This is a genomic window from Proteus sp. G2674, assembly GCF_009915195.1.
GTDB classification, from domain to species: Bacteria; Pseudomonadota; Gammaproteobacteria; order Enterobacterales; family Enterobacteriaceae; genus Proteus; species Proteus mirabilis.
On record NZ_JAABLS010000031.1, the window covers coordinates 37561 to 62751 of the forward strand.

Here is a 25191-nt window from a genome sequence, read left to right on the forward strand (position 1 = left end):
GGTAAAAAGTAATCAATCCTCTTTTTTATCGATGGAAGAAAACAACAACGGCACTGAATACCAGTGCCGTTAAACATTAATTTGCAATATACTGCAACAAATATTAGAACTCTTGGTTTAGTGCCCGAAAAGCGGCTCTCGCGGCAATTAAGTCATCTTGAGTATCAACCCCGACACCCGGTACTTCAAGCGCTTTTGCTACATGGATTTTCTCGCCATACCACAATACACGCAGCTGCTCTAACATTTCGATAGACTCCAATGGGCTTGGCTCCCAAGTAATATAACGACGAATAAAGCCTGCACGATAAGCGTAAATACCGATATGACGTAAGTAATGCTCGCCTATTTCATCATGAGAGAGATTAAAACGATCTCTTTCCCAAGGAATAGTGGCTCGAGAAAAATACAGTGCAAAACCTTTCGCATCCATAACCACTTTTACAGCGTTAGGATTAAAGGCTTCTTTTGAGTCGACGATAGGCACAGCAAGAGTTGCCATACCTGCACCACAATTAGCTAAATTTTCCGCCACTTGCGTAATAATTGCGGGTGGAATGAGTGGTTCATCGCCTTGTACATTAACGATTATCTCATCATCTGCGAATTGATATTTTTCGATAACCTCAGCTAAACGCTCTGTACCTGAGTGGTGGTCTTCACGGGTCATACACGCTTCTCCACCCGCTTGTTCAACAGCGCGAACCACATCTAAGTTATCAGTTGCAACAATGACACGTTTAGCACCTGAACGCTTTGCTTGTTCCATAACACGAACAATCATCGGTTTACCATGAATATCAGCAAGTGGCTTACCGGGTAACCGAGTCGACGCATATCGACCTGGGATAATGACCGTAAACATTAGGTTATTTTTCCTCTTCTAATGACAACTCTCTGGCTTCATTCTCTAGTAGAACCGGAATATTGTCACGAACAGGATAAGCGAGATGATCAATTTTGCAGATAAGCTCTGAATTTTCTTTATCAAAGATAAGTTTGCCATGGCAAACTGGGCAAGCAATAATTTCGAGTAAGCGGTGATCCATTTTGTCCCTCACAAGGGTTAATCATGTTATAGGATAAAAGGATATCATAAGGAAGGATCAGCGTTAATACTCTACACCACGGGTTTGGTAATTATTCGCTAAATATTTTCTCTATTAATAAATTTACTATTTTCTTTTTCACTATAAGCAACAAAAAAGCCACAATAATGTGGCCTTTTATCGTTTTGTCTGCAACATCATTAATAAAGAATTACATTCCGCTTTTATTGATAATAATTTAACCTTTTTATTATCTTTATTGCATTCTAATTAACGTGGCAACCATTTTATATTACCTTGAGCAATCAGTGATAACGTCTTATTTTATCCTTTTTGCATCAACGTAATGATAGATTTTAATTAAATCAATAGGTTAAAACATGGTCTTGCCCATTTATTATAGGTGTCGACTATTTAGAACCCGATAACATCAGCGGCTTCTAGACCTGCTGCTGTTTTGATAACAGAAAACTCAACGTCTTGGCCTTCGGTTAGTGCTTTATTTTTTGTATTGGCAATCGCTTTTTTATTGACGTAAATATCTTGTTCAAGATCTTTTGCAACAATAAGACCATATCCTTTATTATTGTCAAACCATTTTACGCGACCCATTCTTAATTGTAATGTCATGATAGATAAACTCCTTTTGTTCTTTGTATAGTTTTTATCTTCTATACACATGCATTCTACTTTTTATTAAGTCTTCTTATATAAAACCCCATTAAATTCTGAACACATTAATTTAAGTAGTGCATTTTATTATTCAATATAAATGTTCAAAATCGTGATAGCTAAATTAGATAACTATTTATTGAACAGACACTAAACTACAAAATATTCATGACAAATATATGACATGTTCTATATTGGAGCCTGTACCTATCAATAAACTTGCTTGATATAAATGATAAAGTAATTTCTATTCGAAAGCATTTTAACTATCAAGCACGAATAATATCCACAGCATAACAATATTAACTCTACAATAAAGATCTAAAAACTCTCCACACAAGGCTTTTGAGTAGATAGGGTATTAGCGAGTTAAATTGAACTACGACAAAAGCGGTATGCGATTAGTGGGTAGGTAATCTTTATGTAACGCTATCCTGATTTCCATTATAAATATCATTGTTTCAGATCATATACAAGTTTTTTTCGCGTTGTCACTAATTGGCTGACTTGATTTAGCACAGATAGATCTTCCAATACCGCACTGACAGGCAAATACCACCAGTTGTTTTGCGCAAAGTGCTGGCATTTAACTGCGTCTTTTTCTGTCATAATCAGCGGCTCTTGGTGAGGCGTCAGTATTTGTAATTCTTGTAGGGTATATTCGCTATGATCATTAAAGGCTTTAGTCGCAATTAACTTAACCCCTTTATCTTGCAAGGAATTAAAAAAACGAGGAGGATGACCAATCCCTGCCATAGCAACTGCATTACCCAACTCAGTAATAGCTTTTTTCTCACCTGTCTTTAGATTTACCGCGATTTCTCCCTCTAAACTCATCGCTATTTCATTCGCTTGACAATCACCACCATTGACAATAACCGCATCAACAGAATCAAGACGATGAGCGCGCTCTCTCATCGGCCCTGCGGGCAACCACCAGCCATTACCAAAACGCCGTTGTCCATCAATAACGACGATTTCATAATCCCGCTGTAGGGCATAATGCTGTAATCCATCATCAGTAATAATAATATCAAGATCATATTGCGCTAATAGCGCTTTGACCGCATCACTGCGAGAAGGTGCAACGGCAACAGGTACGCCAGTGCGATGATAAATTAAAACCGGTTCATCTCCTGCGACGGCCGGCTGTGTTTCTGGCGACAATAATAAAGGATATTGGTCTGATTTCCCGCCATAACCACGAGAAACAACCGCAGGTTTAAAGCCTTGTGCTTTTAATTGCTCAACAAGCCAAATCACCACTGGTGTTTTACCATTACCTCCCGCCGTTAAGTTACCTACCACAACAACAGGTACGGGGGATTTCCATGAGGATAACCAGCCTTGTTTATAGGCAAAACGCCTAAAAAGGCTGATCGCTCCATAGAGCCATGAAAAAGGCAATAAAAGAAGGTAACACCACGATTTACCAGACCAAATCCGCTCAATCATTTGCCAAATTGCATCCTGTGTAGCTGAGCATAAACGCCTTTTCGCTCAATTAAATCAAGATGAGCACCACGTTCAACAATTTCCCCATCTTCAATCACTAAAATTTCATCTGCTTTTTCAATGGTTGATAGACGGTGAGCAATCACTAATGATGTTCTATTTTTTTGCAGTTCATCAAGTGCAGCTTGAATTGCCCGCTCTGATTCAGTATCTAATGCTGAAGTTGCCTCATCTAAGATAAGAATAGGCGCATCACGCAATAGTGCCCTTGCAATGGCAATACGTTGACGCTGACCACCTGATAACAACACGCCATTTTCACCAATTTCAGTATCGAGACCATTATCTAATTTTTGGATAAAGTCCATAGCATGAGCCATTTTAGCCGCTTTCTCGATATCCTCACGGGTATATTGGTCTTCACAAGCATAAACAATATTGTTTGCTACCGTTTCATTAAACAGATGCACATTTTGTGAAACTAACGCAACCTGATTACGTAGTGATCTTAATGTGTAATCACGAATATCGTGACCATTGATCAAAATCTCCCCTTCATTAACGTCATAAAAACGAGTGAGGAGGTTTGCAATAGTAGATTTACCAGAGCCTGAACGCCCTACTAGTGCCACTGTTTTCCCTTCAGGAATAGTGAAGGACAGATTTTTCAAAGCAGGTGTATCTTTGGTGATATATTGGAAAGTGACATTACGGAACTCAATATCACCTGTTGGTTTTTTCAGCTCAAGGGTGCCGGTATCTTTCTCTTGTTCCATATCAAGGATAGCAAATAATGTTTGGCAAGCAGCCATGCCTCGTTGGAATTGAGCATTAACGTTAGTTAATGATTTTAATGGGCGCATTAAAGCGACCATTGAGGAGAAGACCACCGTAATTGTCCCTGCAGTCAGGGTATCCATAATCTCAGGAAAACTGGCTGCATATAAAACAAAGGCTAAAGCAAAAGAAGCAATAAGCTGGATAATGGGATCTGATATAGAAGATGCCACCACCATACGCATACCTTGGCGGCGAATATGGTTACTGACATGATTAAAGCGCTTATTCTCAACTTCTTGACCATTAAAAATTAAGACTTCTTTATGGCCTTTAAGCATTTGTTCAGCACTTGTTGTCACCTGCCCCATACTATTTTGGATACGCTTACTGATGGTTCTAAAGCGTGTTGATACCATTCTGATCACCACCGCCACAATAGGTGCGATCACAATCAAGATAAGTGATAACTGCCAGCTATAGTAGAACATCAAGCCAAATAAGCCGATGATATAAGCTCCTTCACGGACAACAGTGATCAAAGCCCCTGATGAAGATGAAGCGACCTGTTCTGAATCATAGGTAATACGTGATAATAACGTACCTGTAGATTGCTGATCAAAAAAGCTCACCGGCATTCCCATAATATGAGAAAACAGCCGACGGCGCATATTCATCACGACTTTTCCTGATACCCAAGAAAGGCAGTAACTAGAAATAAAGTTAGATATACCACGCAGAACTATCAGGCCAATAACGGCTAAAGGCATCCATTTTAATACATCATTACTTGCTTTACCGAAACCTTCATCAAGCAGAGGTTTCAATAAAGAGATCATAAATGCATCAACACCCGCATTTATGATTAATGCGCCTGCTGCAGCAAACAACCCCGCTTTAAAGATCCGAATCATCGGCCATAAGCGTCGGAATGTTTGCCACGTTGATAGGTCTATATCATTCATATATATTACCAAACTTTTAATAAATAGCGGGCTATTCTACTCGGGAAACGTCAAAACACCAAACCACTGATGATACCAACGAGGTAAAATATCTCGTCTATAGGTGTATACATCAATCTTTCCGTGTTTAAACTCGATAGAAATTTGCCCATTTATCGATGTTGTTAGCCAATCAATGGCCTCTTTTTTATAACGGTTATGTACTTTATCAGAAGGTAAACGCCAAGGGCTATAACGTGCAGCAGAAACTAGTGCATATTTTGGTGATATTGCTTGAATAAACGCCAATGTGGATGATGTTTGGCTACCATGATGAGGAACTTGTAAAATATCCGCTTTTAAATAGGCTTTTTTCCTTCTCAGTAATTGTGCTTCCCCCTCTTTTTCCAGATCGCCTGTTAATAAAATAACACTGTTACCATCCGTTAATGAAATCACACAAGAATCATTATTTTTAGGTGAACGAGATAATGTCAGCGGCCAGAGCGCGTTGAAAGTAAGGTTTTTCCATTGCCATACTCCCCCTTGTAAACACGGTAAATGTTGGTGATTGTCAAAGCTACTACGGATAGTTAACTTGGGATAAGCACGTAATAAGTCGTCAATACCACCGGTATGATCAAGGTGATCATGGCTAATTATCATGGCAACAGGTTGTAATCGATGATGCGTTAGATAGGGAATAATGACATTTTTAGCAATAGTGCCACCACTTTTCCAACGTATCCCTGTGTCATAGATAACCGCTTCTCCCTCTTTTTCAATAATAATAGCTAAACCATGTCCAACATCTAACATGGTTATTCGCCAATCATAACGTTTAGAGAAAGACAGTTCACAATATAAAAAAGTAGCAATAGTGATCAAAATAATCACATGATGACGCCACCAGCTCATTTTGATAACTAAAAGAGTCATAATACCGCTTAATGCAAATAACCAGGGGACAGCGCCACAGGGTTGCCAATACGCAAGAAAATAAGGCGCACAGAAAAATGCCCAATTGATAGACTGATCAACCCATGACCAAATAATAGGTTGTAGAACAGGTAAAAAGGCAGTAAATAGCCCACACATAATAAGTGGTACGGTAATAAACGAAATAATAGGCACAGCCCATAAATTAACAAGCAAGCTAAAAAGATTACCACCACCAAATAAGTAGTATTGAAAAGGTAATAAGATGATCAATAGCCCTAGTTGCAAATGAATGAGTCTAATAACAAACCAACGTTTTTGCTGGCTAAATCTTTTATTTAATGGATAGAGCCAATACCAAACAATGATGGCAAATACCGCAGAAAAGGATAACCAAAAACTAGCGGATAATATGGCAAGCGGATCAAGCAATAAAATCACTGCTGCACTCCAAATCGCCCACTGCCAAGGTAAAAAAAGTCTACTACGCCAATGGAGTAAAACCCAAATAGTTAGGCCTATTATCGCTCTGGTTGCGGGGATCCCCCATCCTGATAAAGCCGCATAAAAAACACCACAACCTAAACTAATAACCAAAGGAAATTGTGGGTTAATCCATTGCGTTGGGAAAAGATATTGTACTCCTCTCGCCATCAGCCAACCAAACAGAGCAGCAAGGCCAATATGAAGTCCTGAAATCACAATAAGGTGCGAAATACCTGTTTTCATATAAAGTATTTTATTTTCGGCAGAAATACTTCGTTTATCACCTAACACTAATGCTGTGATTTCGCCACTATTTTTTGTGGCTTGCCAATAAGATGAAAGATACTGAATAAATTGAGTATAAATAGGAAGGTGAGAATTCGTTAATGTGGCTGATAATATTTTTCCTGACAATGTTTCTCTTACTGAAACGGCATATTTTTGGCTGTCAAATCCTCCCTCATTTAAATAACCATGTACTGCACGAAAGTGAATTTTAAACAGCCATGTTTGCCCGACTACGACATTTTTAGGCGGATGACGCCAATATATATTGGCATAGAGCTTAGCAGAAAAGAGATGCTGTTTAGGAATAGCAACTTTAATCATTATATTGCTATCCGGCAATCGACGATATTCTAGAATTGTACTTTCTATTGTGGCAATGGTGTCAGCAAGTTGAGAGGTTTTGGCCATCAAAGAAGAGGCAGTACTGTTTGCATAGCACCAAAAACAGAGTAATAGCAACAAAAAACGTAAGTATGAAAAAGGAATTAAATATAATAATACCCCTACGATAATCAGTGTATAACTCAGAGATAAACTCAGTGTTTCACGTTGAATAAGTAAAGGTAAGCAACTTAATATAATGATAACGGCAAGATAATCTATATTAAGAGGTTTTAGCCCTAGCATTGCAATATATTTAGCATATAGATAATGCCATTTTATTAACGCTATTTTATTTCTATAAATATATTTTATCTTGGCTAATAAAATCATATCTTACATCCATATAATTAATTTTTCCTTGTAATATCATGCTGTTAAATTGTTACCTAAGATAGTTAAAATCGTATTTTTTTCGAACTCTCTTTTAATAAAAACTTTCGTTTTAAGCGCATACACTATTTTTTGCGAAGTTGTTCTAAAAAGTGATGGAATAACGGCAAATATCAAAATTAACTCAAGCCAAATAGATAAAGATCACGTAAGGTAAGCCCAATGTCTTACAACAATCGCTAATAAAGAGAATATAGAGAATAGAGAATAGAGAATAGAGAATAGAGAATAGAGAATAGAGAATAGAGAATAGTAGAACGTAACTTAATACCAACCGATAACCCAATAAAAAACGGCACCGAAGCACCGTTTTTGAAAAAGTTTACTAACTTTATGCCTATTTGATAGGAAACTATTATTCCGTATAAATATTTACACGGTCACGTAACTCTTTACCTGGCTTAAAGTGTGGAACGTATTTACCTTCCAGCTCTACCTTATCACCAGTTTTCGGGTTACGACCCGTACGCGGCGCACGGTAGTGTAGAGAAAAACTGCCGAATCCGCGGACTTCGATACGCTCACCATCAGCCAAAGTATCAGCCATATGATCAAGCATTTCTTTTACAGCTTCTTCAACCGTCTTAGCCGAAAGATGAGATTGTAGGCCTGCAAGTCTCTCGATTAACTCAGACTTGGTCATATTACCTCCCTAGACTACCGATAAATAGGCAACGACTCTCGTTGCCTTCCGTTAATAACTTAAATTATTCGCCTTTAGCTGCTTTGAAAGCTTCAGCCATAGCGTTGTTTGAAAAACCAGCTTCTTCTTTGTTGTTTACAGAAGCGATAGCGTCTTTCTCATCTGCTTCGTCTTTAGCACGAACAGACAGGTTGATAACGCGGTTTTTACGGTCAACACCAGTGTATTTAGCTTCTACAGCATCGCCAACATTCAGAACCAGAGTTGCATCTTCAACGCGGTCACGTGAAGCTTCTGAAGCACGTAGGTAACCTTCAACGCCGTCAGCTAATTCTACAGTTGCGCCTTTAGCATCAACAGCAGTTACTTTACCAGAAACAATAGCACCTTTTTTGTGAGCAGACAGGTAATTATTGAATGGATCTTCTGATAATTGTTTAACGCCCAGAGAGATACGCTCACGCTCAGCGTCAACTTGCAGTACTACTGCAGCGATTTCGTCGCCTTTTTTGTACTCACGAACAGCTTCTTCACCTGCAACATTCCAAGAAATGTCAGATAAGTGAACCAGACCGTCAATACCACCGTCTAAGCCGATGAAGATACCGAAGTCAGTGATAGACTTGATTTTACCTTCAACACGGTCGTTTTTGTTGTGAGTTTCTGCGAATTGCTGCCATGGATTTGCTTTACACTGTTTCAGACCCAGTGAAATACGACGACGTTCTTCATCGATGTCAAGAACCATAACTTCAACAACATCACCAACGTTAACAACTTTAGATGGGTGAATGTTTTTGTTAGTCCAATCCATTTCAGAAACGTGTACCAGACCTTCAACGCCTTCTTCGATTTCTACGAAGCAACCATAGTCAGTCAGGTTAGTTACACGACCAGTCAGTTTAGTACCTTCTGGATAACGTTTAGCGATAGCTACCCATGGATCTTCGCCCAGTTGTTTCAGACCTAATGATACGCGAGTACGCTCACGGTCGAATTTCAGGACTTTAACAGTGATTTCGTCGCCAACATTGACAATTTCGCTTGGGTGTTTAACACGTTTCCAAGCCATATCAGTGATGTGCAGTAAGCCGTCAACACCGCCCAGATCAACGAATGCACCGTAGTCAGTAAGGTTCTTAACGATACCTTTAACTTCCATGCCTTCTTGCAGGTTTTCTAACAGTTGATCACGTTCTGCGCTGTTCTCAGATTCGATAACCGCACGACGAGACACAACAACGTTGTTACGTTTTTGGTCTAATTTGATGACTTTGAACTCAAGCTCTTTGTTTTCCAGATGAGTTGTATCGCGAACTGGGCGAACGTCTACCAGTGAACCCGGTAAGAACGCACGGATGCCGTTCAGTTCAACAGTGAAACCACCTTTAACTTTACCGTTGATGATACCAACAACAGTTTCGTTTTCTTCGTAAGCTTTTTCCAGCATCAGCCACGCTTCGTGACGTTTAGCTTTCTCACGAGACAGAACGGTTTCACCGAAGCCATCTTCAACCGCGTCCAGAGCAACGTCAATTTCGTCACCCACTTGGATTTCTAATTCGCCTTGCGCGTTTTTGAATTGTTCTACAGGAATCGCAGATTCTGATTTCAGACCTGCATCAACCAGAACAACGTCTTTATCGATAGCAACAACAACGCCACGAACAATTGCACCTGGACGAGTTTCGATTGTTTTTAGGGATTCTTCAAAGAGTTGAGCAAAAGATTCTGTCATGTTAATGATCTTCAAGTAAATTTAATTAACGTCCATTTAGCATCCGGCCGAATGGGGTTGTTTCACATACCTCGTTACATCCTTTGTGACAAGGTCATCGGGCATTATTGTGTATTCATTAACACGTCAACCCGATTTTAATAATTACCTAGTATAAACGAAATAAAAACGAATTACGCTGTTAATTGCAGATTTTTTTTCGCATAAGCTAACGATTTTTCAATAACTTCATCAATAGATAAGCTTGTTGAATCGAGAATTAATGCATCTTTTGCCGCAACCAAAGGCGCTACTGCGCGATTTCTATCACGATAATCACGCTCTTTTATCTCGGATAAAAGGCGTTCAAAGTTAACATTAAAGCCTTTCTCCTGCAACTGTAACATGCGGCGACGTGCACGCTCTTGCGCACTGGCATCAAGAAATATTTTTACTTGCGCATCAGGAAAAACGATTGTGCCCATATCTCGGCCATCAGCAATTAATCCCGGTGCAGTACGAAATGCACGCTGACGGCGTAATAATGCTTCTCTTACGCGAGGAAACGTTGCTGCTTGTGACGCTGTGTTGCCAACGGTTTCAGTACGAATTTCGGTTGAAACATCTTCACCTTCAAGAATAACACTTAAACCATTTTCATTAGGAATAAAGCGCACATCCAAATTCGCCGCTAAAGGCACTAATGCATCTTCTGATGTAATGTCCACATGATGATGTAATGCTGCTAATGCTAATACACGGTAAATAGCACCGGAATCAAGTAAATGCCAACCAAAGGCTTTTGCTAATGCTTGACACAATGTTCCTTTACCTGCTCCGCTAGGCCCATCAACAGTAATTACAGGGACGATAACCGCCATGAGTTTCTCCTTTTCATGGGCACTGTTTTTCTATATTTACTGCCGTGAACCTATGGCGTTCTACAACATAAGCTCTAAACAGAGAAAAACAGTATTAATATATTGCGCGTCATTATACGCATACTCTCTAGAGGAGGAAACAAGCAGTTAAAAACAAGCTGTGCTTTTTAAAGATAATTTTTTATTAATCTACTTATTTTATAGAATAAAAACACGCTTAAATTAAGAAAATCGATAGTATCGTACTAGAGAAAAGCCAATACTATCGATTTAATTGATGCTATTTTAATTAAACTTTTGCATGAGAAATACTTGCTAGTTTTTCAAAATAGTCAGGGAATGTTTTTGCCGTACAGCCAGGATCAAGAATAGTAATCGGCGTGTTAGACAATGCCACCAGTGAAAAACACATAGCTATCCGGTGATCATTATAGGTTTTTATTTCAGCCGTCGTTAACTGTTTAGGCGGTATCACAGTTAAGTAGTCGCGACCTTCATCAACCATCGCACCAACTTTACGTAATTCTGTCGCCATGGCAGATAGACGGTCAGTCTCTTTTACCCGCCAGTTATAGATATTACGGATAGTCGTTTCACCCTCAGCAAAGAGCGCTGTCGTAGCAATTGTCATTGCCGCATCAGGAATAGTATTCATATCCATATCTATCCCTTTTAACTTGCCACGTTCACACTCTATATAATCGTCGCCCCAACGTATTGTTGCCCCCATTTTTTCAAGCACAGACGCAAAATGGATATCACCTTGCAAGCTATTTTTACCAATTCCTGTTACTCGCACAACCCCTCCTTTAATGGCGGCTGCCGCCAAAAAATAAGAGGCAGAGGATGCATCGCCTTCAACCAAATATTTACCTGGAGATTGATATTGTTGACCACCTTTAATCATAAAACGCTGATAGTTTTGATTTTCAATTTCTCCACCAAAAGTGGAGATCAAGGCTAACGTGATATCAATATAAGGTTTAGAGACTAATTCACCTTTAATGGTAATAGTGGTGTCTTGCTGAGCTAAAGGCGCCATCATTAGTAATGCGGTCAGAAATTGGCTGGAAACGGTGCCATCAACATCAACACTCCCGCCCGAAAATCCCCCACAAACACGTAGCGGCGGATAGTCCGTTTGTTCAAGATAATCAATCTTTGCCCCCCCTTGACGTAACGCATCCACTAAATGACCAATAGGACGCTCTTTCATGCGAGGCTCACCCGTAAGAACAATATCGTGCTCTCCGAGGCTTAAAGCTGCCGCCAATGGGCGCATCGCTGTTCCTGCATTGCCTAAAAAAAGCTCAAGTGGCTGCTGGGGATGAAAAGAACCTGCTAACCCTTCAATATCACATACCGTATTATTATTTGATAATTGATATTGTACCCCTAAGGCGGTTAGCGCATTGAGCATATGACGAATATCATCACTATCTAATAAATTAGTTAAACGCGTTTTTCCCTTGGCTAAGGCCGCCAATAAAAGTGCACGGTTAGAGACACTTTTTGATCCGGGTAAATTGATAGTGCCTTCAATATGTACGATGGGTTGTAATGTCAACGATTCCATAAACAGGTAAAAGCTCCGCTAGATAAGTCAAAATAGGTAGAGACGCTGTGTAATAATGTCAAATAGTATGATTATCGTAATTAATATTTATCTATTTGCCATATTGGCACAGAGATAACAGTTGTTGGCTCTCTGTGCTTTAATTATCAGAAAACCTGCCAATAAGACAGGTTTTGCAGCAGTAAAAAGGTAACCATTAAGCGTGGCGACGCTCAAAATCAGCCATAAAATCAACTAATGCTTGTACACCAGCAAAAGGCATTGCGTTATAAATAGATGCGCGCATACCACCTGAAACACGGTGCCCTTTCAGCGCAACTAATCCTTGCTCTTCAGCTTCTTTTAAGAAAACCGCATCTAAAGCAGGAGAAGACATTTGAAAAGGTACGTTCATCAAAGAGCGGTTTTCTGTTGCAATACGGTTGATATAGAAGTCACTGTTATCAATCGCACTATAAAGCAGTGTCGCTTTCTCATAATTGCGTTTTGCTATCTCTTGCAAGCCACCTTGCTCTTTTAACCATTTAAACACCATGCCTGATAAGTACCAAGCAAAAGTCGGCGGTGTATTAAACATGGAGTCATTTTCAGCCAGTACTGTGTAATCAAACACTGAAGGGGTTTCTTTACGTGCTTTACCCAGTAAATCTTCGCGAATAATTACCAGTGTTAACCCCGCAGGACCAATATTTTTTTGTGCTCCAGCGTAAATCATGCCAAAACGGCTAACATCAAGTGGCTGAGATAAAATAGCGGAAGAGTAGTCGGCAATAACAATTTTTTTATCATCAAAATCCGGCTCTTCGTGGATAGCAATCCCATCGATAGTCTCATTTGGGCAATAATGCACATAGGCTGCATTATCACTTAATTGCCACTCTTTCATTGGCTTAACCGCGATTTTACCGTCAATTTCTGTCTTTATTTTAATGATATTAGGTGAACAATATTTTTCCGCTTCATCGGCAGCACTTTTAGCCCAATATCCTCCATCGATATAATCAGCGGTGGTTTTCTCACCTAATAAATTAAGCGGTAATGCCGCAAAATGACCACGAGCGCCACCATGACAGAACAGAATTTTATAATTTTCTGGTACATTGAGTAGATCCCGTAGATCTTGCTCTGCCTGATGGGCAACCTCCAAAAATTCTTTACTGCGGTGGCTGATCTCCATAACAGAACGCCCTAATCCGTGCCAGTTGCATAATTCTAATTCTGCACGACGAAGAACTTCTGCCGGTAACATGGCCGGACCTGCACTAAAGTTATATACCTGACTCATTCAAATTCACCCTATCTGAATATGTTTTGACAAAACGACCTCTATCGGTTGTATCATTCTCCTCTAATTGGCGCAATGACTTTTGTAAACTTACGTATTATGTGTAGCATACAAAAATAATCGTTAGGAGTATTTTATGTCGGGGAGTCAGTATAAAAAGGAAGATGCGAGCTGGGGAATGCTACTTAAAGGACGAAATAGTCTAAAATCACTCGCTTTAGCAGGGGGAGTGGCATTACATGCTATTAATGTCTATATCACCATTACCACCCTACCTTCTATTGTTCGTGATATCGGTGGGCTTAATTTATATGCATGGAATACCACCGTTTTTATTTTGGCATCCATTCTCTCTTCAGCGTTGACTTCTCGTTTATTAATTTTGCTCGCGCCACGTAATAGCTACTTATTTGCCACACTCTGCTTTTTAGCAGGCTCTATTATCTGTGCTACCGCCCCTTCAATGCCAATCTTGTTGGTTGGCCGATTTATTCAAGGTGTGGGGGGCGGAATGTTACTGGCTTTAGCTTATTCATTGGTCAGGGTGATGTTTCCGCAACCATTATGGTCTCGAGCTATGGCGTTAATGTCCAGTATGTGGGGAATATCAACGTTGCTGGGTCCCGCATTAGGAGGAATATTTGCAGAATATAATATTTGGCGAGGTGCTTTTTGGTCTATTCTTTGTGTAGGCATTCCTTATGCTATTCTATTGTTTACTATCCTTCCTAAGGAAAACAGTGCTGATATTGCTAACAAAAAAACATCACTTCCCTACCTACAACTTACCTTATTAATATTAGCAGTGTTATCTATCTCAATCGGTAGCTTGTATCAAGTTACGCTATATCATATTTTATCTTTTCTATTAGCAATTATTTTTATCTTATTATTAATTTATATCGATAAGAGATCTCATGATGGGCTTTTTCCTAAAGGAACATTCTCTTTTTCAGCCCCACTATCCCCTATTTATCTGACTATGGCATTGCTAGGAATAAGTGTTCAGACAGAAGTATTTGTGCCCTATTTTTTACAAATGATCCATGGTATTACTCCATTACTTTCCGGTTATTTAGCTGCTTTAGTCGGTGCTGGTTGGTCTTTTTCGGCTATTATCTCTTCATCTCAACCAAGCAGTATTGCTCAGCGTCTTATGCGTATCGGCCCTGCCATTAACTTTACTGCCATAATTGTTCTTGGCTTATTAATTTCAAATTATCTCCTTTTACCTTATGGGCAAGTGATTATTATTTGTCTAGCCCTCTTTTTTACAGGTGCAGGAATTGGCATGGCTTGGCCTCATTATCTCACTCGTGTATTACAGGTTTCTCAAGGGGAAGAAGCGCAAAAAGCGGCGACGTCAATCACCACTATTCAGCTATTTTCAACCGCTGTAGGTGCTGCCATTTCAGGTACTGTTGTAAATATGGCAGGATTAACCAACCCCGGAGGTATTGCTGGTGCACAAAATGCAGCCCATTGGTTATTTATTGTATTTTCTATTACCCCACTGATTGCATTTATTACTGCAAAAATCGTTGTTTCCAATATAAGAAAACATTAATAACATATAACCCAAAAGGCTATTAAAAAAATAGCCTTTTGGTTTTTTATAAATAAACGCCTTTTAAACCTGACTATCTTTATTTGTGTTTTTAATATCGATAAATTAGCCCTAAATAATATACAAGGGTAAACATATGAAATTAAGAAATGCAATAATAATTGGCATAATATACACACCATCAATATGCCAAGCCGTAGTACAGCCTAACTATGAATATAATAAACATTATTCTAATCTTGTTTTTATTAATAAAGATTCTTCAACAACAATTAAACCCAATGAAACCAATCATAATCAAGCAGAAATATTAATAGCACCCAAAAATACCAAAGGTATTTCTTATAATAAATATGATGCATTCCAAGTGAATGACGCCGGCGCTATCTTAAATAATAAAAAAGTTGGCGCTGAGCTTATTATTAATGAAGTGGTCGATGGTGCAACGTCATTCTTAACGGGGAATATCGCGGTAGTTGGCAATGCAGCTCATGTTGTTATAGCCAACCCAAATGGTATTGAATGTCATAATTGTAGTTTTTCGAATACCTTACAAGAAACGTTAGTAACCGGAAAACCTATTATCGATAATGAAGAGTTAATCGGCTACCGCTTAGAAAAAGCTATCGCTCCGACAAATAAAGGATATGGGGATGGAAAATCAATTGATCATATTGGAAAAATTGTATTCAGTAACAAAAATGACCGTAGTTCTAGTCATTCTTTTAATAAACTTAATATCATATCTAATAACATTAAGTTAGAAAACGGCTTTATATCCTCTAAAGGAGATATAAATATTTATTCAGGTAAAAGAGATATAATAATTAAAGAAGGTGAAAGTATCTTAAAACAAGAATACGCCATGCGCTCACATATAAAAAGAAATAATCTCCCCAATCAGATAATATTAGGTGATAAAAATGGTGATCCTAAAAAACAAGGTTTAATCTCTTCTAAAAATATCATTATTAATGCTTCTGATACTACTATTTATAATTATGGTAGTTTAGAAAGTAATAACCGTAGTAAAAATGCCATACAACTTAATCTAAATAAAACAACATTTAATAACCATGGATATATTCTCGCCAGAGGCGGATATTTAGATCTGAAAAATGGGTCTTTCTTCCACAATATGGAAAATGGAACTCTTGGTATGCAATATGGGCTTAATACTGATAACAATACTATTAGCCAAATAAAAAACTTAACTTTAGATATTAGTGAGGATAGCCAACTGATAAATAATGGTGTTATCAACACTGAACGATTATACACTCGCGATAAAAATATGAATAATATTCAAAACAATAGAGAAGATATCAAAATTTATACTAAATTACGCAAAATTAAATAATATTTAACAAAGAAAACCATCTACTATTTATCAGCGGATGGTTTTCTGATTTAACTAAAAAACAAAAAATCTAATTAATATTTTTCAAAGTTTTCTTGGATCGTGGCGGGATCTTGTGTTTCTGTCAAAGATAACTGTAATAACACTCTTGCTTTCTGTGGATTTAAACGTTCTGAAGCAATAAAGCCATATTTTGCATCATCTACTTCACCATTTTGTGTGGTAAATCCAACCGGAACACGACTTGAACGAACCACAACAACACCTTTTTTTACACCATCTGCTAAAGTATTTAAGATGTCAGAATATAAGTTACCATTGCCGACACCTGCACTAACAATACCTTTAAAGTGGTTATCTATAAACGCTTTAGCCGGTAAATCAGATGCATTAGCATAGTTATAAACAATACCTACTTTTGGTAATTCGGTTAATTTGCTGACATCAAAGGCAACTTTCTCAGCGCGTGGTGTTGCAGCAGTGTAATAGTGTACTTTACCATCATGAACATAACCTTGAGCACCTGCATTAATCGGCTGGAATGCTTGCACTTCTGTCGTATTCATTTTGACAACATCTTTACCACTGATCACTGAATTATTCATGGTAACTAATACACCACGATTTTCAGATGCTTTATCACTCGCCACCACCACGGCATTATAGAGGTTTAATGGACCATCAGCACCTAATGCTGTTGCTGGGCGCATAGCCCCTACCATCACCACTGGTTTTTTACATGCTGTGGTTAAGTCAAGAAAATAGGCGGTCTCTTCCATCGTATCTGTACCATGGGTTATCACAAAGCCGTCTGTTTTATCACAATCCGTATTAATTTTATTCGCCAGTTTTAACCACACTTGGTCGTTCATATCTTGCGAACCAATATTAACCACTTGCTCGCCTGTTAAGTTAGCCACTTTTTTTGCCTCAGGTACGGCATTAATCAATGTATCAATGCCTAATTTTCCTGCTGTGTAGCTTGAAGAAGTGGTAGAGTCTCCCCCCCCTGCGATGGTTCCCCCAGTTGCGAGGATTGTCACATTAGGTAAAGCAAAAACAGTACCACTAATTACGGTTAATAAGCTGGCTAGCAATGTTTTTCTTATCATTTTTTAATCCTTATGAGTCTATAAAATCGCGTCTAATTATGATGATTTATTATCAGTAATTCCGTGATAAATAGAACGAATTTATCAAAAGAACTAATATATTAGTGCATTAATGATAAGGAATGTTATTTAAAATCAACCGACACGAGAAATAATTAGTGCATTAGCGACGATTTCAGTATCATGTGCCCCTAACTATCACTCGTAAAATATTGATGAAACCTGCCATGTCACAAACATTTATTCCCGGCAAAGATGCCGCACTGGAAGACTCTATCGCTAGCTTTCAGCAAAAATTAACTCAGTTAGGTTTTAACATTGAAGAAGCTTCATGGTTAAATCCTGTTCCTAACGTTTGGTCTGTTCATATTCGTGATAAAGATTGTCCGTTATGTTTTACTAATGGCAAAGGTGCTACTAAAAAAGCAGCATTGGCTTCAGCATTAGGCGAATATTTTGAACGTCTCTCAACCAATTATTTCTTTTCTGATTTCTGGCTAGGCGCTGATATTGCAGAAGGTGAGTTTGTTCATTACCCAAATGAAAAGTGGTTTCCACTGGCAGATGATGATGCTGTACCTGAAGGCTTATTAGATGCACGTTTACGTCAATTTTACGATCCTGAAGGTGAGCTATGTGGCAGTGAACTGGTTGATTTACAATCAAGTAATTCAGAACGTGGTATTTGTGCCTTACCGTTTATTCGCCAATCAGATAAAACACCTGTATATATACCTGTTAATATCATTGCAAATCTTTACGCATCTAATGGTATGTCAGCAGGAAATACGCAAAATGAAGCTCGAGTACAAGGGCTTTCTGAAGTGTTTGAACGCTACGTCAAAAATAGAATTATCAGCGAAAGAATTAGCTTGCCTAAAATTCCCCATGAAGTTTTAGCTCGTTATCCTGCTGTTATTGAAGCTATTACGACATTAGAAAAAGAAGGCTTCCCGATTTTTAGTTTTGATGCTTCTTTAGGGGGACAATTCCCCGTTATTTGCGTCGTGCTGTTTAACCCACAAAATGGGACTTGTTTCGCTTCTTTTGGTGCTCACCCCGATTTTGGTGTGGCATTAGAGCGTACTGTTACTGAGTTATTGCAAGGCCGTAGCCTTAAAGATCTCGATGTTTTCAATCCACCGAGTTTTGATGATGAAGAAGTCGGTGACCACACTAATCTTGAAACCCACTTTATCGACTCTAGTGGTTTAATTAGTTGGGATCTGTTTAAAAAAGATGCAGACTATCCATTTGTGGATTGGGATTTCAGTGGTTCAACCGAAGAAGAATTCCACACATTAATGTCACTGTGCCAGCAATGTGATGCGGAAGTGTATATTATGGATTATGACCATTTAGGGGTTTATGCTTGCCGTATTTTAGTCCCTGGCTTATCCGATATTTATCCTGCTGAAGATCTGCAACTAGCCAATAACATTATGGGTGTCCATTGGCGTGACACCATTCTTTCTTTACCAACAAGTCATGGCACAAAAGAAGAGTACCTCTCACTTATTGGCCAATTTGATGAAGATGGCTTAGATGACTTTACTCGTATCAGAGAAATGATTGGTATTGCACCGGGTAAAGATAATGGCTGGAGTCATTTACGTGTAGGTGAATTAAAATCAATGTTAGCACTCGCTGGTGGCGATTTAGAACAAGCATTAGTTTGGGTTGAGTGGACACAAGATTTCAACGCATCATTATTTACACCAGCGCGTCAAAATTATTATCGTTGCCTGCATAATCTTTTACTACTACGTGAAGAGCATGAGCGTGAGCCTGCACAATATATGGAGGCTTTTTCTCGTATGTATGGCGAGGAAACACTGCAAGCTGCATTAAATGCAATTAAAGGTAAACAACCTTTTTATGGCTTGCAACCCATTGATCCATCATTAGCGAATTTGCCTGTTCATCAATCTTTATTAGCCGCGTATGAAAAATTACAACAAGCAAAACGTCAATCGAATAAATAACGTTATTTTATTTAAGGTTATTTATTAAATAATTATTTTTAACTGATTAATAATCGCTTTGTTTAAAATCAAAACACTCTACTAATAAGTAGAGTGTTTTATTATATATAAAAAATATAACGACAATTTTGCCACCATGACAATTATGTCAAATGACAAAAGTGTCAAATATGTCAAAAGTGACGATTTTAAGTTTTAAATACGACATAAAAAGATAAGGTTAACTTTTTAATCTAAAAAAACCACAAAAATATAGTTTAAATTGCTAATTGTTTACCTAGATCTCAAAAATTTAAAAACCGTATTTTTATAATGGTTTTAAGGCTGGCGTAATCAATTAGATTACCCACAAATAAAGTAATGTTTATATTTAGCGCAAAAGTAAATGGAGCGTTAAATTTTATTTTTATCTGTTAACGCTAATAAAAATAAATAATACGTTATATTTACTTTTTACTTTGTTTATCCAGCCAGGCTAAAATTTTTTGATAAAATTTAAAAAATTTTTTCTTATTATTAATCAAATAATTATAGCTAATTTAGCCGGTTTTTACGTACTAAAATTGCGTCTCTCATAAGCGACTATGATCCATATCAACTTTAGGAGTAAGACCCTTTGCTACTATTATTGCGTGCTATAATTATTCCAACATATAAGAGAGTGTTAGTATGAAAGCTGACAGCCCTTTTAATTTATTATCACCTGCTGATATGGCAAAAGTTGCCGATGATGCATGTTGTTATAAAGCAAACAAACATATCCCAACAACTTACTTATCTGCTTTTACTGCGGGAATGTTTATTTCAATTGCGTTTGTTTTTTATATTACAGCGACTACAGGCACCGCATCTGTTCCATTTGGTCTCGCTAAACTCGTTGGAGGAATTTGTTTCTCTTTAGGCTTAATGCTCGTGGTTGTTTGTGGTGCAGACTTATTCACTTCAACTGTACTCACCATTATTCCTAAAGCGACAGGACGTATTTCTTGGGCTAAGATGTTCGCTAATTGGATAAATGTCTATATTGGTAACTTTATTGGCGCCCTGTTCTTTGTTGCCTTAATGTGGTTTGCAGGTCAATATGCAGCAGCTAATGGGTTATGGGGTCTGAATGTATTACAAACTGCACAGCATAAAGTTGAGCACACCTTTATTGAAGCAGTTTGTTTAGGTATTTTAGCTAATTTAATGGTTTGTCTTGCAGTTTGGATGAGTTATGCAGGTCGAACTTTAATTGATAAACTCTTTGCACTTATTTTACCTATCGGTATGTTTGTGGCGAGTGGCTTTGAGCACAGTATCGCTAACATGTTTCTTATTCCTTTAGGTATTGTAATTAAGAATTTTGCACCGGCAGAATTCTGGACTACAGTAGGTGCATCACCAGAACAATTTTCAAATCTAACAGTATCAAATTTCCTCGTTGATAATTTATTGCCAGTCACTATCGGTAATATTATCGGCGGAGCAGTCCTAGTCGGTCTGGTATACTGGTTAATGCATCTGCGCGGCGATAAACATTAATCCGTGCAGTTATGACTGATTTCTTAAGTTCCATTGTAAAAAGGTAGAAGTATCATGTCTGATTTAAATGAAAAATTTGCTGAAGCATGGAAAGGTTTTTCTGAAGGTGAATGGCAGAACAATGTTAATGTTCGTGACTTTATTCAAAAAAACTATACTCCATATGAAGGCGACGAATCTTTCCTAGCAGGTTCCACTAAAGCAACTGATACACTTTGGGAACAAGTTATGGAAGGCATCAAAATTGAAAACCGCACTCATGCGCCGGTTGATTTTGATACTTCTGTTGCTTCAACTATCACTTCACACGATGCGGGTTATATCGAAAAAGATTTAGAACAAATCGTCGGTTTACAGACTGATGCACCTCTAAAACGTGCAATCATCCCATTCGGTGGGATCCGTATGGTTGAAAGTTCTTGCCACGCTTATAACCGTGAGCTAGATCCAGAGCTGAAAAAAATCTTTACTGAATATCGTAAAACACACAACCAAGGTGTATTCGATGTTTATACTCCAGACATCTTAAAATGCCGTAAATCAGGTATCTTAACTGGTCTGCCAGATGCTTATGGTCGTGGCCGTATCATCGGTGACTACCGTCGTGTTGCACTGTACGGTATCGAGTTCCTACGTAAAGACAAATTCGCTCAATTCACCTCTTTACAAGAAAAACTGGAAAAAGGTGAAGATCTGGAAATGACTATCCAACTGCGTGAAGAAATCGCAGAGCAGCACGCTGCATTAGGTCAAATCCAAGAAATGGCTGCGAAATATGGTTGTGATATTTCTCGCCCAGCTCAAAATGCGAAAGAAGCAGTACAATGGACTTACTTCGGTTACTTAGCTGCTGTTAAATCTCAAAACGGCGCAGCAATGTCCTTCGGTCGTGTATCTACTTTCTTAGATATCTATATCCAACGTGATCTCGATGCAGGTCTGTTGACTGAAGAACAAGCTCAGGAATTAATTGACCACTTAGTCATGAAATTACGTATGGTTCGTTTCTTACGTACTCCTGAGTATGATGAATTATTCTCTGGTGACCCAATCTGGGCAACAGAATCATTAGGTGGTATGGGTTTAGATGGTCGTACTTTGGTAACTAAGAATACTTTCCGTTTCTTAAATACCCTCTACACCATGGGTCCTTCACCAGAACCAAACATGACTATCCTATGGTCAGAACAACTGCCTATTAATTTCAAAAAATATGCAGCTAAAGTCTCAATCGATACTTCTTCAATCCAGTACGAAAATGATGACTTAATGCGTCCTGACTTCAACAGTGATGACTATGCAATTGCATGTTGTGTTAGCCCAATGGTTGTGGGTAAACAAATGCAGTTCTTCGGTGCTCGTGCAAACTTAGCTAAAACCTTACTGTATACCATCAATGGTGGTGTGGATGAGAAACTGAAAATCCAAGTAGGTCCAAAACACGCACCTATCATGGACGAAGTGTTAGACTTTGATACTGTGATGAACCGTATGGATCAATTTATGGATTGGTTAGCAACTCAGTATGTTACTGCACTGAATGTTATCCACTACATGCACGATAAATACAGCTATGAAGCAGCACTGATGGCACTTCATGACCGTGATGTATACCGTACTATGGCTTGTGGTATCGCAGGTCTATCTGTTGCGGCTGACTCACTGTCTGCTATCAAATATGCAAAAGTATCACCAATCCGTGATGAAAACGGTTTAGCCGTAGACTTCAACATTGAAGGTGAATACCCACAATTTGGTAACAACGACTCTCGTGTTGATGATATCGCTTGTGACTTAGTTGAACGTTTCATGAAGAAAATTCAGAAACTACACACTTACCGTAACGCAGTGCCAACTCAGTCAATTCTGACCATCACTTCAAACGTTGTGTATGGTAAGAAAACAGGTAACACTCCAGACGGTCGTCGTGCTGGCGCACCATTCGGACCAGGTGCTAACCCAATGCATGGCCGTGACCAAAAAGGTGCAGTTGCTTCATTAACTTCAGTTGCTAAACTGCCATTTGCTTACGCGAAAGATGGTATTTCTTATACCTTCTCTATCGTACCTAACGCGTTAGGTAAAGATGATGATGTTCGTAAAGCAAACCTTGCAGGTCTGATGGATGGTTACTTCCATCATGAAGCTGATATCGAAGGTGGCCAACATCTGAATGTTAACGTAATGAATCGTGAAATGCTGTTAGAAGCAATGGAAGATCCTGAGAAATATCCTCAATTAACTATCCGTGTTTCTGGTTATGCAGTCCGTTTCAACTCATTAACTAAAGAGCAGCAACAAGACGTTATCACTCGCACATTCACTCAAACAATGTAATTTGATAACTCATGCATTTATTTACTGAGAAAGTAGATAAAATCGCTTAGAATAAAGGCCCCTACTTTGGGGCCTTTTTATCTAGACAGTTTTGGAGTAACCCTGTTATGTCCGTACTTGGTCGTATCCACTCATTTGAATCCTGCGGTACTGTTGACGGTCCCGGAATACGCTTTATTGTTTTCTTCCAAGGATGCCTAATGAGATGCCTCTATTGTCACAACCGTGACACATGGGATACTCATGGTGGGCAAATCGTCACAGTTGATGAATTAATGAAAGAGGCAGTGACTTATCGTCACTTTATGAATGCCTCTGGTGGTGGCGTTACTGCTTCTGGTGGTGAAGCTATCTTACAAGCAGAATTTGTACGTGATTGGTTCCGTGCTTGTAAAAAAGAAAATATCCATACCTGCTTAGATACTAACGGTTTTGTACGCCGTTATGATCCTGTCATCGATGAATTAATGGACGTGACTGATTTAGTCATGCTGGATTTAAAACAAGTGAATGATGACATTCACCAAAAACTGGTTGGTGTTTCTAACCAACGTACACTGGAATTCGCCCGCTATTTAGCTAAACGAGGCCAAAAAACCTGGATACGTTACGTGGTTGTGCCTGGTTGGTCTGATGATGATGATTCTGCTCATCGTTTAGGCGAATTTATAAAAGATATGAAAAATATCGAAAAAGTCGAGCTTCTCCCTTACCACGAATTAGGTAAACATAAATGGGTTGCTTTAGGAGAAGAGTATAAACTCGATGGTATTCATCCACCGTCAAAAGAGACGATGGAAAATGTTAAAGCAATTATTGCATCTTATGGTCATAAAGTGATGTATTAAGTTTTTATACACCCCCATTTTAAAAAGCAGTGCACAATGTACTGCTTTTTTATATAAAAGCAGCCAAGCAAGTTTCCCCCTCGCTACTACAGGTTCTTTTGAGAAAGCACCAGTCAATGAATTAAAAAATATTGTTTTCCATACCTCAAATAAAGATATTTTTAATAACGGCTATTGCAGTTAATTCTGACAATATAAAATTATTACTCATCCTAATGGTCATTTAGAAGTTTCTAAGATTATCCTTAAGCATTCTTTAGTTTAATAGTATTGATTAATTACAAAATAAAAAGATATGATATGAATTATAAAAAGTTATATTTATAAACAATTAATTATTTTTAAGGCAGAGAAAAAAATGGAACAAGATAATAGTTCATCGCTTACAGAGCCACAAGAGGTGTTTACGCCAGTTCCTCTACAAAGAGGTGCCTCAGGAGCAACCGAATGGTTAGGTATTGGATGGGATTTAGTTAAAGAGCGCTTTTTTATGTGGGTAAGCGTTGTAATTATTTACTTTCTCGTTAACTTAATTATCTCATCTATCCTTGGATTTATCCCACTCATTGGGCCTATTATCTCCCCGTTTATTTCAGCTGTATTAGCCGCTGGGATTATAATAATCGCCCACCAGCAATATGAGACTGGTCAGCTAAATCTAGATAATTTATTTTCTGGTTTCCAGAACAAACGCTACCTTAGCATCATGGGGGCTTATGGTATTAGTGTGCTTATTATCTTAGCAGGCTTTATCTTAGCACTATTAATCAGTGGCTCATTATTGATGGAAATTGCTCAAGCTGTGATTGATGAAGCACCAACCTACTATATTCATGGCTTATTGGCTGATAACCTGACACCAATTACGTTTTCTTCTATCATTATTATTATTTTTAGCTTAATCAGTACTGCCTCTTATTGGTTTGCCCCTGCCTTAATTTTAGTAAATGACTATAAAGCTATCCCTGCCGT

General features: G+C 38.4%; 19 protein-coding genes. 7 read left to right on the plus strand and 12 right to left on the minus strand.

Annotated elements, in window-relative coordinates; genetic code table 11:
• Positions 1-103: 103 nt before the first annotated feature.
• The 11 genes from kdsB to serC form a co-directional block, all read right to left on the minus strand.
• Complete coding sequence (kdsB, locus tag GWI58_RS13460; protein WP_004244594.1) at positions 104-865, minus strand: 3-deoxy-manno-octulosonate cytidylyltransferase; 762 nt, start codon at positions 863-865, stop codon at positions 104-106.
• Positions 866-869: 4 nt separating this feature from the next.
• Positions 870-1049 (minus strand): Trm112 family protein, encoded by a 180-nt coding sequence (locus tag GWI58_RS13465; RefSeq protein WP_004244593.1) that lies wholly within the window; start codon positions 1047-1049, stop codon positions 870-872.
• A gap of 414 nt (positions 1050-1463) precedes the next feature.
• A complete protein-coding gene (locus GWI58_RS13470; protein ID WP_004247631.1) occupies positions 1464-1679 on the minus strand; it encodes a cold-shock protein in 216 nt (71 codons plus the stop codon).
• Between the two features lie 495 nt (positions 1680-2174).
• Positions 2175-3176: a tetraacyldisaccharide 4'-kinase gene (gene lpxK, locus GWI58_RS13475; protein WP_046335154.1), complete on the minus strand. Its 1002-nt coding sequence runs from the start codon at positions 3174-3176 to the stop codon at positions 2175-2177.
• Positions 3173-4918 carry a lipid A ABC transporter ATP-binding protein/permease MsbA gene (gene msbA / locus GWI58_RS13480; RefSeq protein WP_004244589.1) on the minus strand — a complete coding sequence of 582 codons (1746 nt, stop codon included), beginning with the start codon at positions 4916-4918 and terminating at the stop codon, positions 3173-3175. Before msbA ends, lpxK begins: the two co-directional genes overlap by 4 nt.
• Before the next feature lie 36 nt (positions 4919-4954).
• Positions 4955-7324: a DNA internalization-related competence protein ComEC/Rec2 gene (locus tag GWI58_RS13485; protein WP_161769277.1), complete on the minus strand. Its 2370-nt coding sequence runs from the start codon at positions 7322-7324 to the stop codon at positions 4955-4957.
• Between the two features lie 415 nt (positions 7325-7739).
• On the minus strand, positions 7740-8027 hold the full coding sequence (ihfB, locus tag GWI58_RS13490) for an integration host factor subunit beta (protein WP_004244587.1): 288 nt from the start codon (positions 8025-8027) through the stop codon (positions 7740-7742).
• A gap of 64 nt (positions 8028-8091) precedes the next feature.
• Positions 8092-9765 carry a 30S ribosomal protein S1 gene (gene rpsA / locus GWI58_RS13495; RefSeq protein WP_004244586.1) on the minus strand — a complete coding sequence of 558 codons (1674 nt, stop codon included), beginning with the start codon at positions 9763-9765 and terminating at the stop codon, positions 8092-8094.
• A 173-nt stretch (positions 9766-9938) separates the two neighbouring features.
• Entirely contained in the window at positions 9939-10625 is a 687-nt protein-coding gene (cmk, locus tag GWI58_RS13500) for a (d)CMP kinase (RefSeq protein WP_104836335.1), read from the minus strand.
• 289 nt (positions 10626-10914) lie between these two features.
• Complete coding sequence (gene aroA / locus GWI58_RS13505; protein ID WP_004252010.1) at positions 10915-12201, minus strand: 3-phosphoshikimate 1-carboxyvinyltransferase; 1287 nt, start codon at positions 12199-12201, stop codon at positions 10915-10917.
• Between the two features lie 196 nt (positions 12202-12397).
• Positions 12398-13486, minus strand: coding sequence for a 3-phosphoserine/phosphohydroxythreonine transaminase (gene serC / locus GWI58_RS13510; protein ID WP_004244582.1), 1089 nt, complete (start codon positions 13484-13486; stop codon positions 12398-12400).
• A 136-nt stretch (positions 13487-13622) separates the two neighbouring features.
• Here serC and GWI58_RS13515 point away from each other — a divergent pair, with 136 nt between their 5' ends.
• Positions 13623-15053, plus strand: coding sequence for an MFS transporter (locus GWI58_RS13515; protein WP_161769278.1), 1431 nt, complete (start codon positions 13623-13625; stop codon positions 15051-15053).
• A gap of 136 nt (positions 15054-15189) precedes the next feature.
• Positions 15190-16413, plus strand: a complete 1224-nt coding sequence (locus GWI58_RS13520) for a two-partner secretion domain-containing protein (protein WP_104836333.1) — start codon at positions 15190-15192, stop codon at positions 16411-16413.
• Positions 16414-16487: 74 nt separating this feature from the next.
• Here the strand turns inward: GWI58_RS13520 and ansB are convergent, their stop codons facing one another.
• The gene (gene ansB, locus GWI58_RS13525) at positions 16488-17525 is read right to left on the minus strand and encodes an L-asparaginase 2 (protein WP_104836332.1); all 1038 of its coding nucleotides are present in this window, start codon (positions 17523-17525) and stop codon (positions 16488-16490) included.
• A gap of 227 nt (positions 17526-17752) precedes the next feature.
• On the opposite strand from ansB, the gene ycaO reads away from it, so the two are divergent.
• The 5 genes from ycaO to GWI58_RS13550 all read left to right on the plus strand — a co-directional run.
• On the plus strand, positions 17753-19510 hold the full coding sequence (gene ycaO / locus GWI58_RS13530; RefSeq protein ID WP_094959744.1) for a 30S ribosomal protein S12 methylthiotransferase accessory factor YcaO: 1758 nt from the start codon (positions 17753-17755) through the stop codon (positions 19508-19510).
• 669 nt (positions 19511-20179) lie between these two features.
• A complete protein-coding gene (focA, locus tag GWI58_RS13535) occupies positions 20180-21034 on the plus strand; it encodes a formate transporter FocA (RefSeq protein ID WP_004244577.1) in 855 nt (284 codons plus the stop codon).
• 54 nt (positions 21035-21088) lie between these two features.
• Positions 21089-23371: a formate C-acetyltransferase gene (gene pflB / locus GWI58_RS13540; protein WP_004244576.1), complete on the plus strand. Its 2283-nt coding sequence runs from the start codon at positions 21089-21091 to the stop codon at positions 23369-23371.
• Between the two features lie 107 nt (positions 23372-23478).
• Positions 23479-24219 (plus strand): pyruvate formate lyase 1-activating protein, encoded by a 741-nt coding sequence (gene pflA / locus GWI58_RS13545; RefSeq protein ID WP_004244575.1) that lies wholly within the window; start codon positions 23479-23481, stop codon positions 24217-24219.
• Positions 24220-24577: 358 nt separating this feature from the next.
• On the plus strand, positions 24578-25191 hold a 614-nt coding region (locus GWI58_RS13550; protein ID WP_161769279.1), incomplete at its 3' end, for a hypothetical protein.

Bases quoted from the DNA above. Each gene is read 5' to 3' on its own strand.
- kdsB (WP_004244594.1), bottom strand. From the start codon at position 865: ATGTTTACGGTCATTATCCCAGGTCGATATGCGTCGACTCGGTTACCC.
- GWI58_RS13465 (WP_004244593.1), bottom strand. From the start codon at position 1,049: ATGGATCACCGCTTACTCGAAATTATTGCTTGCCCAGTTTGCCATGGC.
- GWI58_RS13470 (WP_004247631.1), bottom strand. From the start codon at position 1,679: ATGACATTACAATTAAGAATGGGTCGCGTAAAATGGTTTGACAATAAT.
- lpxK (WP_046335154.1), bottom strand. From the start codon at position 3,176: ATGATTGAGCGGATTTGGTCTGGTAAATCGTGGTGTTACCTTCTTTTA.
- msbA (WP_004244589.1), bottom strand. From the start codon at position 4,918: ATGAATGATATAGACCTATCAACGTGGCAAACATTCCGACGCTTATGG.
- GWI58_RS13485 (WP_161769277.1), bottom strand. From the start codon at position 7,324: ATGATTTTATTAGCCAAGATAAAATATATTTATAGAAATAAAATAGCG.
- ihfB (WP_004244587.1), bottom strand. From the start codon at position 8,027: ATGACCAAGTCTGAGTTAATCGAGAGACTTGCAGGCCTACAATCTCAT.
- rpsA (WP_004244586.1), bottom strand. From the start codon at position 9,765: ATGACAGAATCTTTTGCTCAACTCTTTGAAGAATCCCTAAAAACAATC.
- cmk (WP_104836335.1), bottom strand. From the start codon at position 10,625: ATGGCGGTTATCGTCCCTGTAATTACTGTTGATGGGCCTAGCGGAGCA.
- aroA (WP_004252010.1), bottom strand. From the start codon at position 12,201: ATGGAATCGTTGACATTACAACCCATCGTACATATTGAAGGCACTATC.
- serC (WP_004244582.1), bottom strand. From the start codon at position 13,486: ATGAGTCAGGTATATAACTTTAGTGCAGGTCCGGCCATGTTACCGGCA.
- GWI58_RS13515 (WP_161769278.1), top strand. From the start codon at position 13,623: ATGTCGGGGAGTCAGTATAAAAAGGAAGATGCGAGCTGGGGAATGCTA.
- GWI58_RS13520 (WP_104836333.1), top strand. From the start codon at position 15,190: ATGAAATTAAGAAATGCAATAATAATTGGCATAATATACACACCATCA.
- ansB (WP_104836332.1), bottom strand. From the start codon at position 17,525: ATGATAAGAAAAACATTGCTAGCCAGCTTATTAACCGTAATTAGTGGT.
- ycaO (WP_094959744.1), top strand. From the start codon at position 17,753: ATGTCACAAACATTTATTCCCGGCAAAGATGCCGCACTGGAAGACTCT.
- focA (WP_004244577.1), top strand. From the start codon at position 20,180: ATGAAAGCTGACAGCCCTTTTAATTTATTATCACCTGCTGATATGGCA.
- pflB (WP_004244576.1), top strand. From the start codon at position 21,089: ATGTCTGATTTAAATGAAAAATTTGCTGAAGCATGGAAAGGTTTTTCT.
- pflA (WP_004244575.1), top strand. From the start codon at position 23,479: ATGTCCGTACTTGGTCGTATCCACTCATTTGAATCCTGCGGTACTGTT.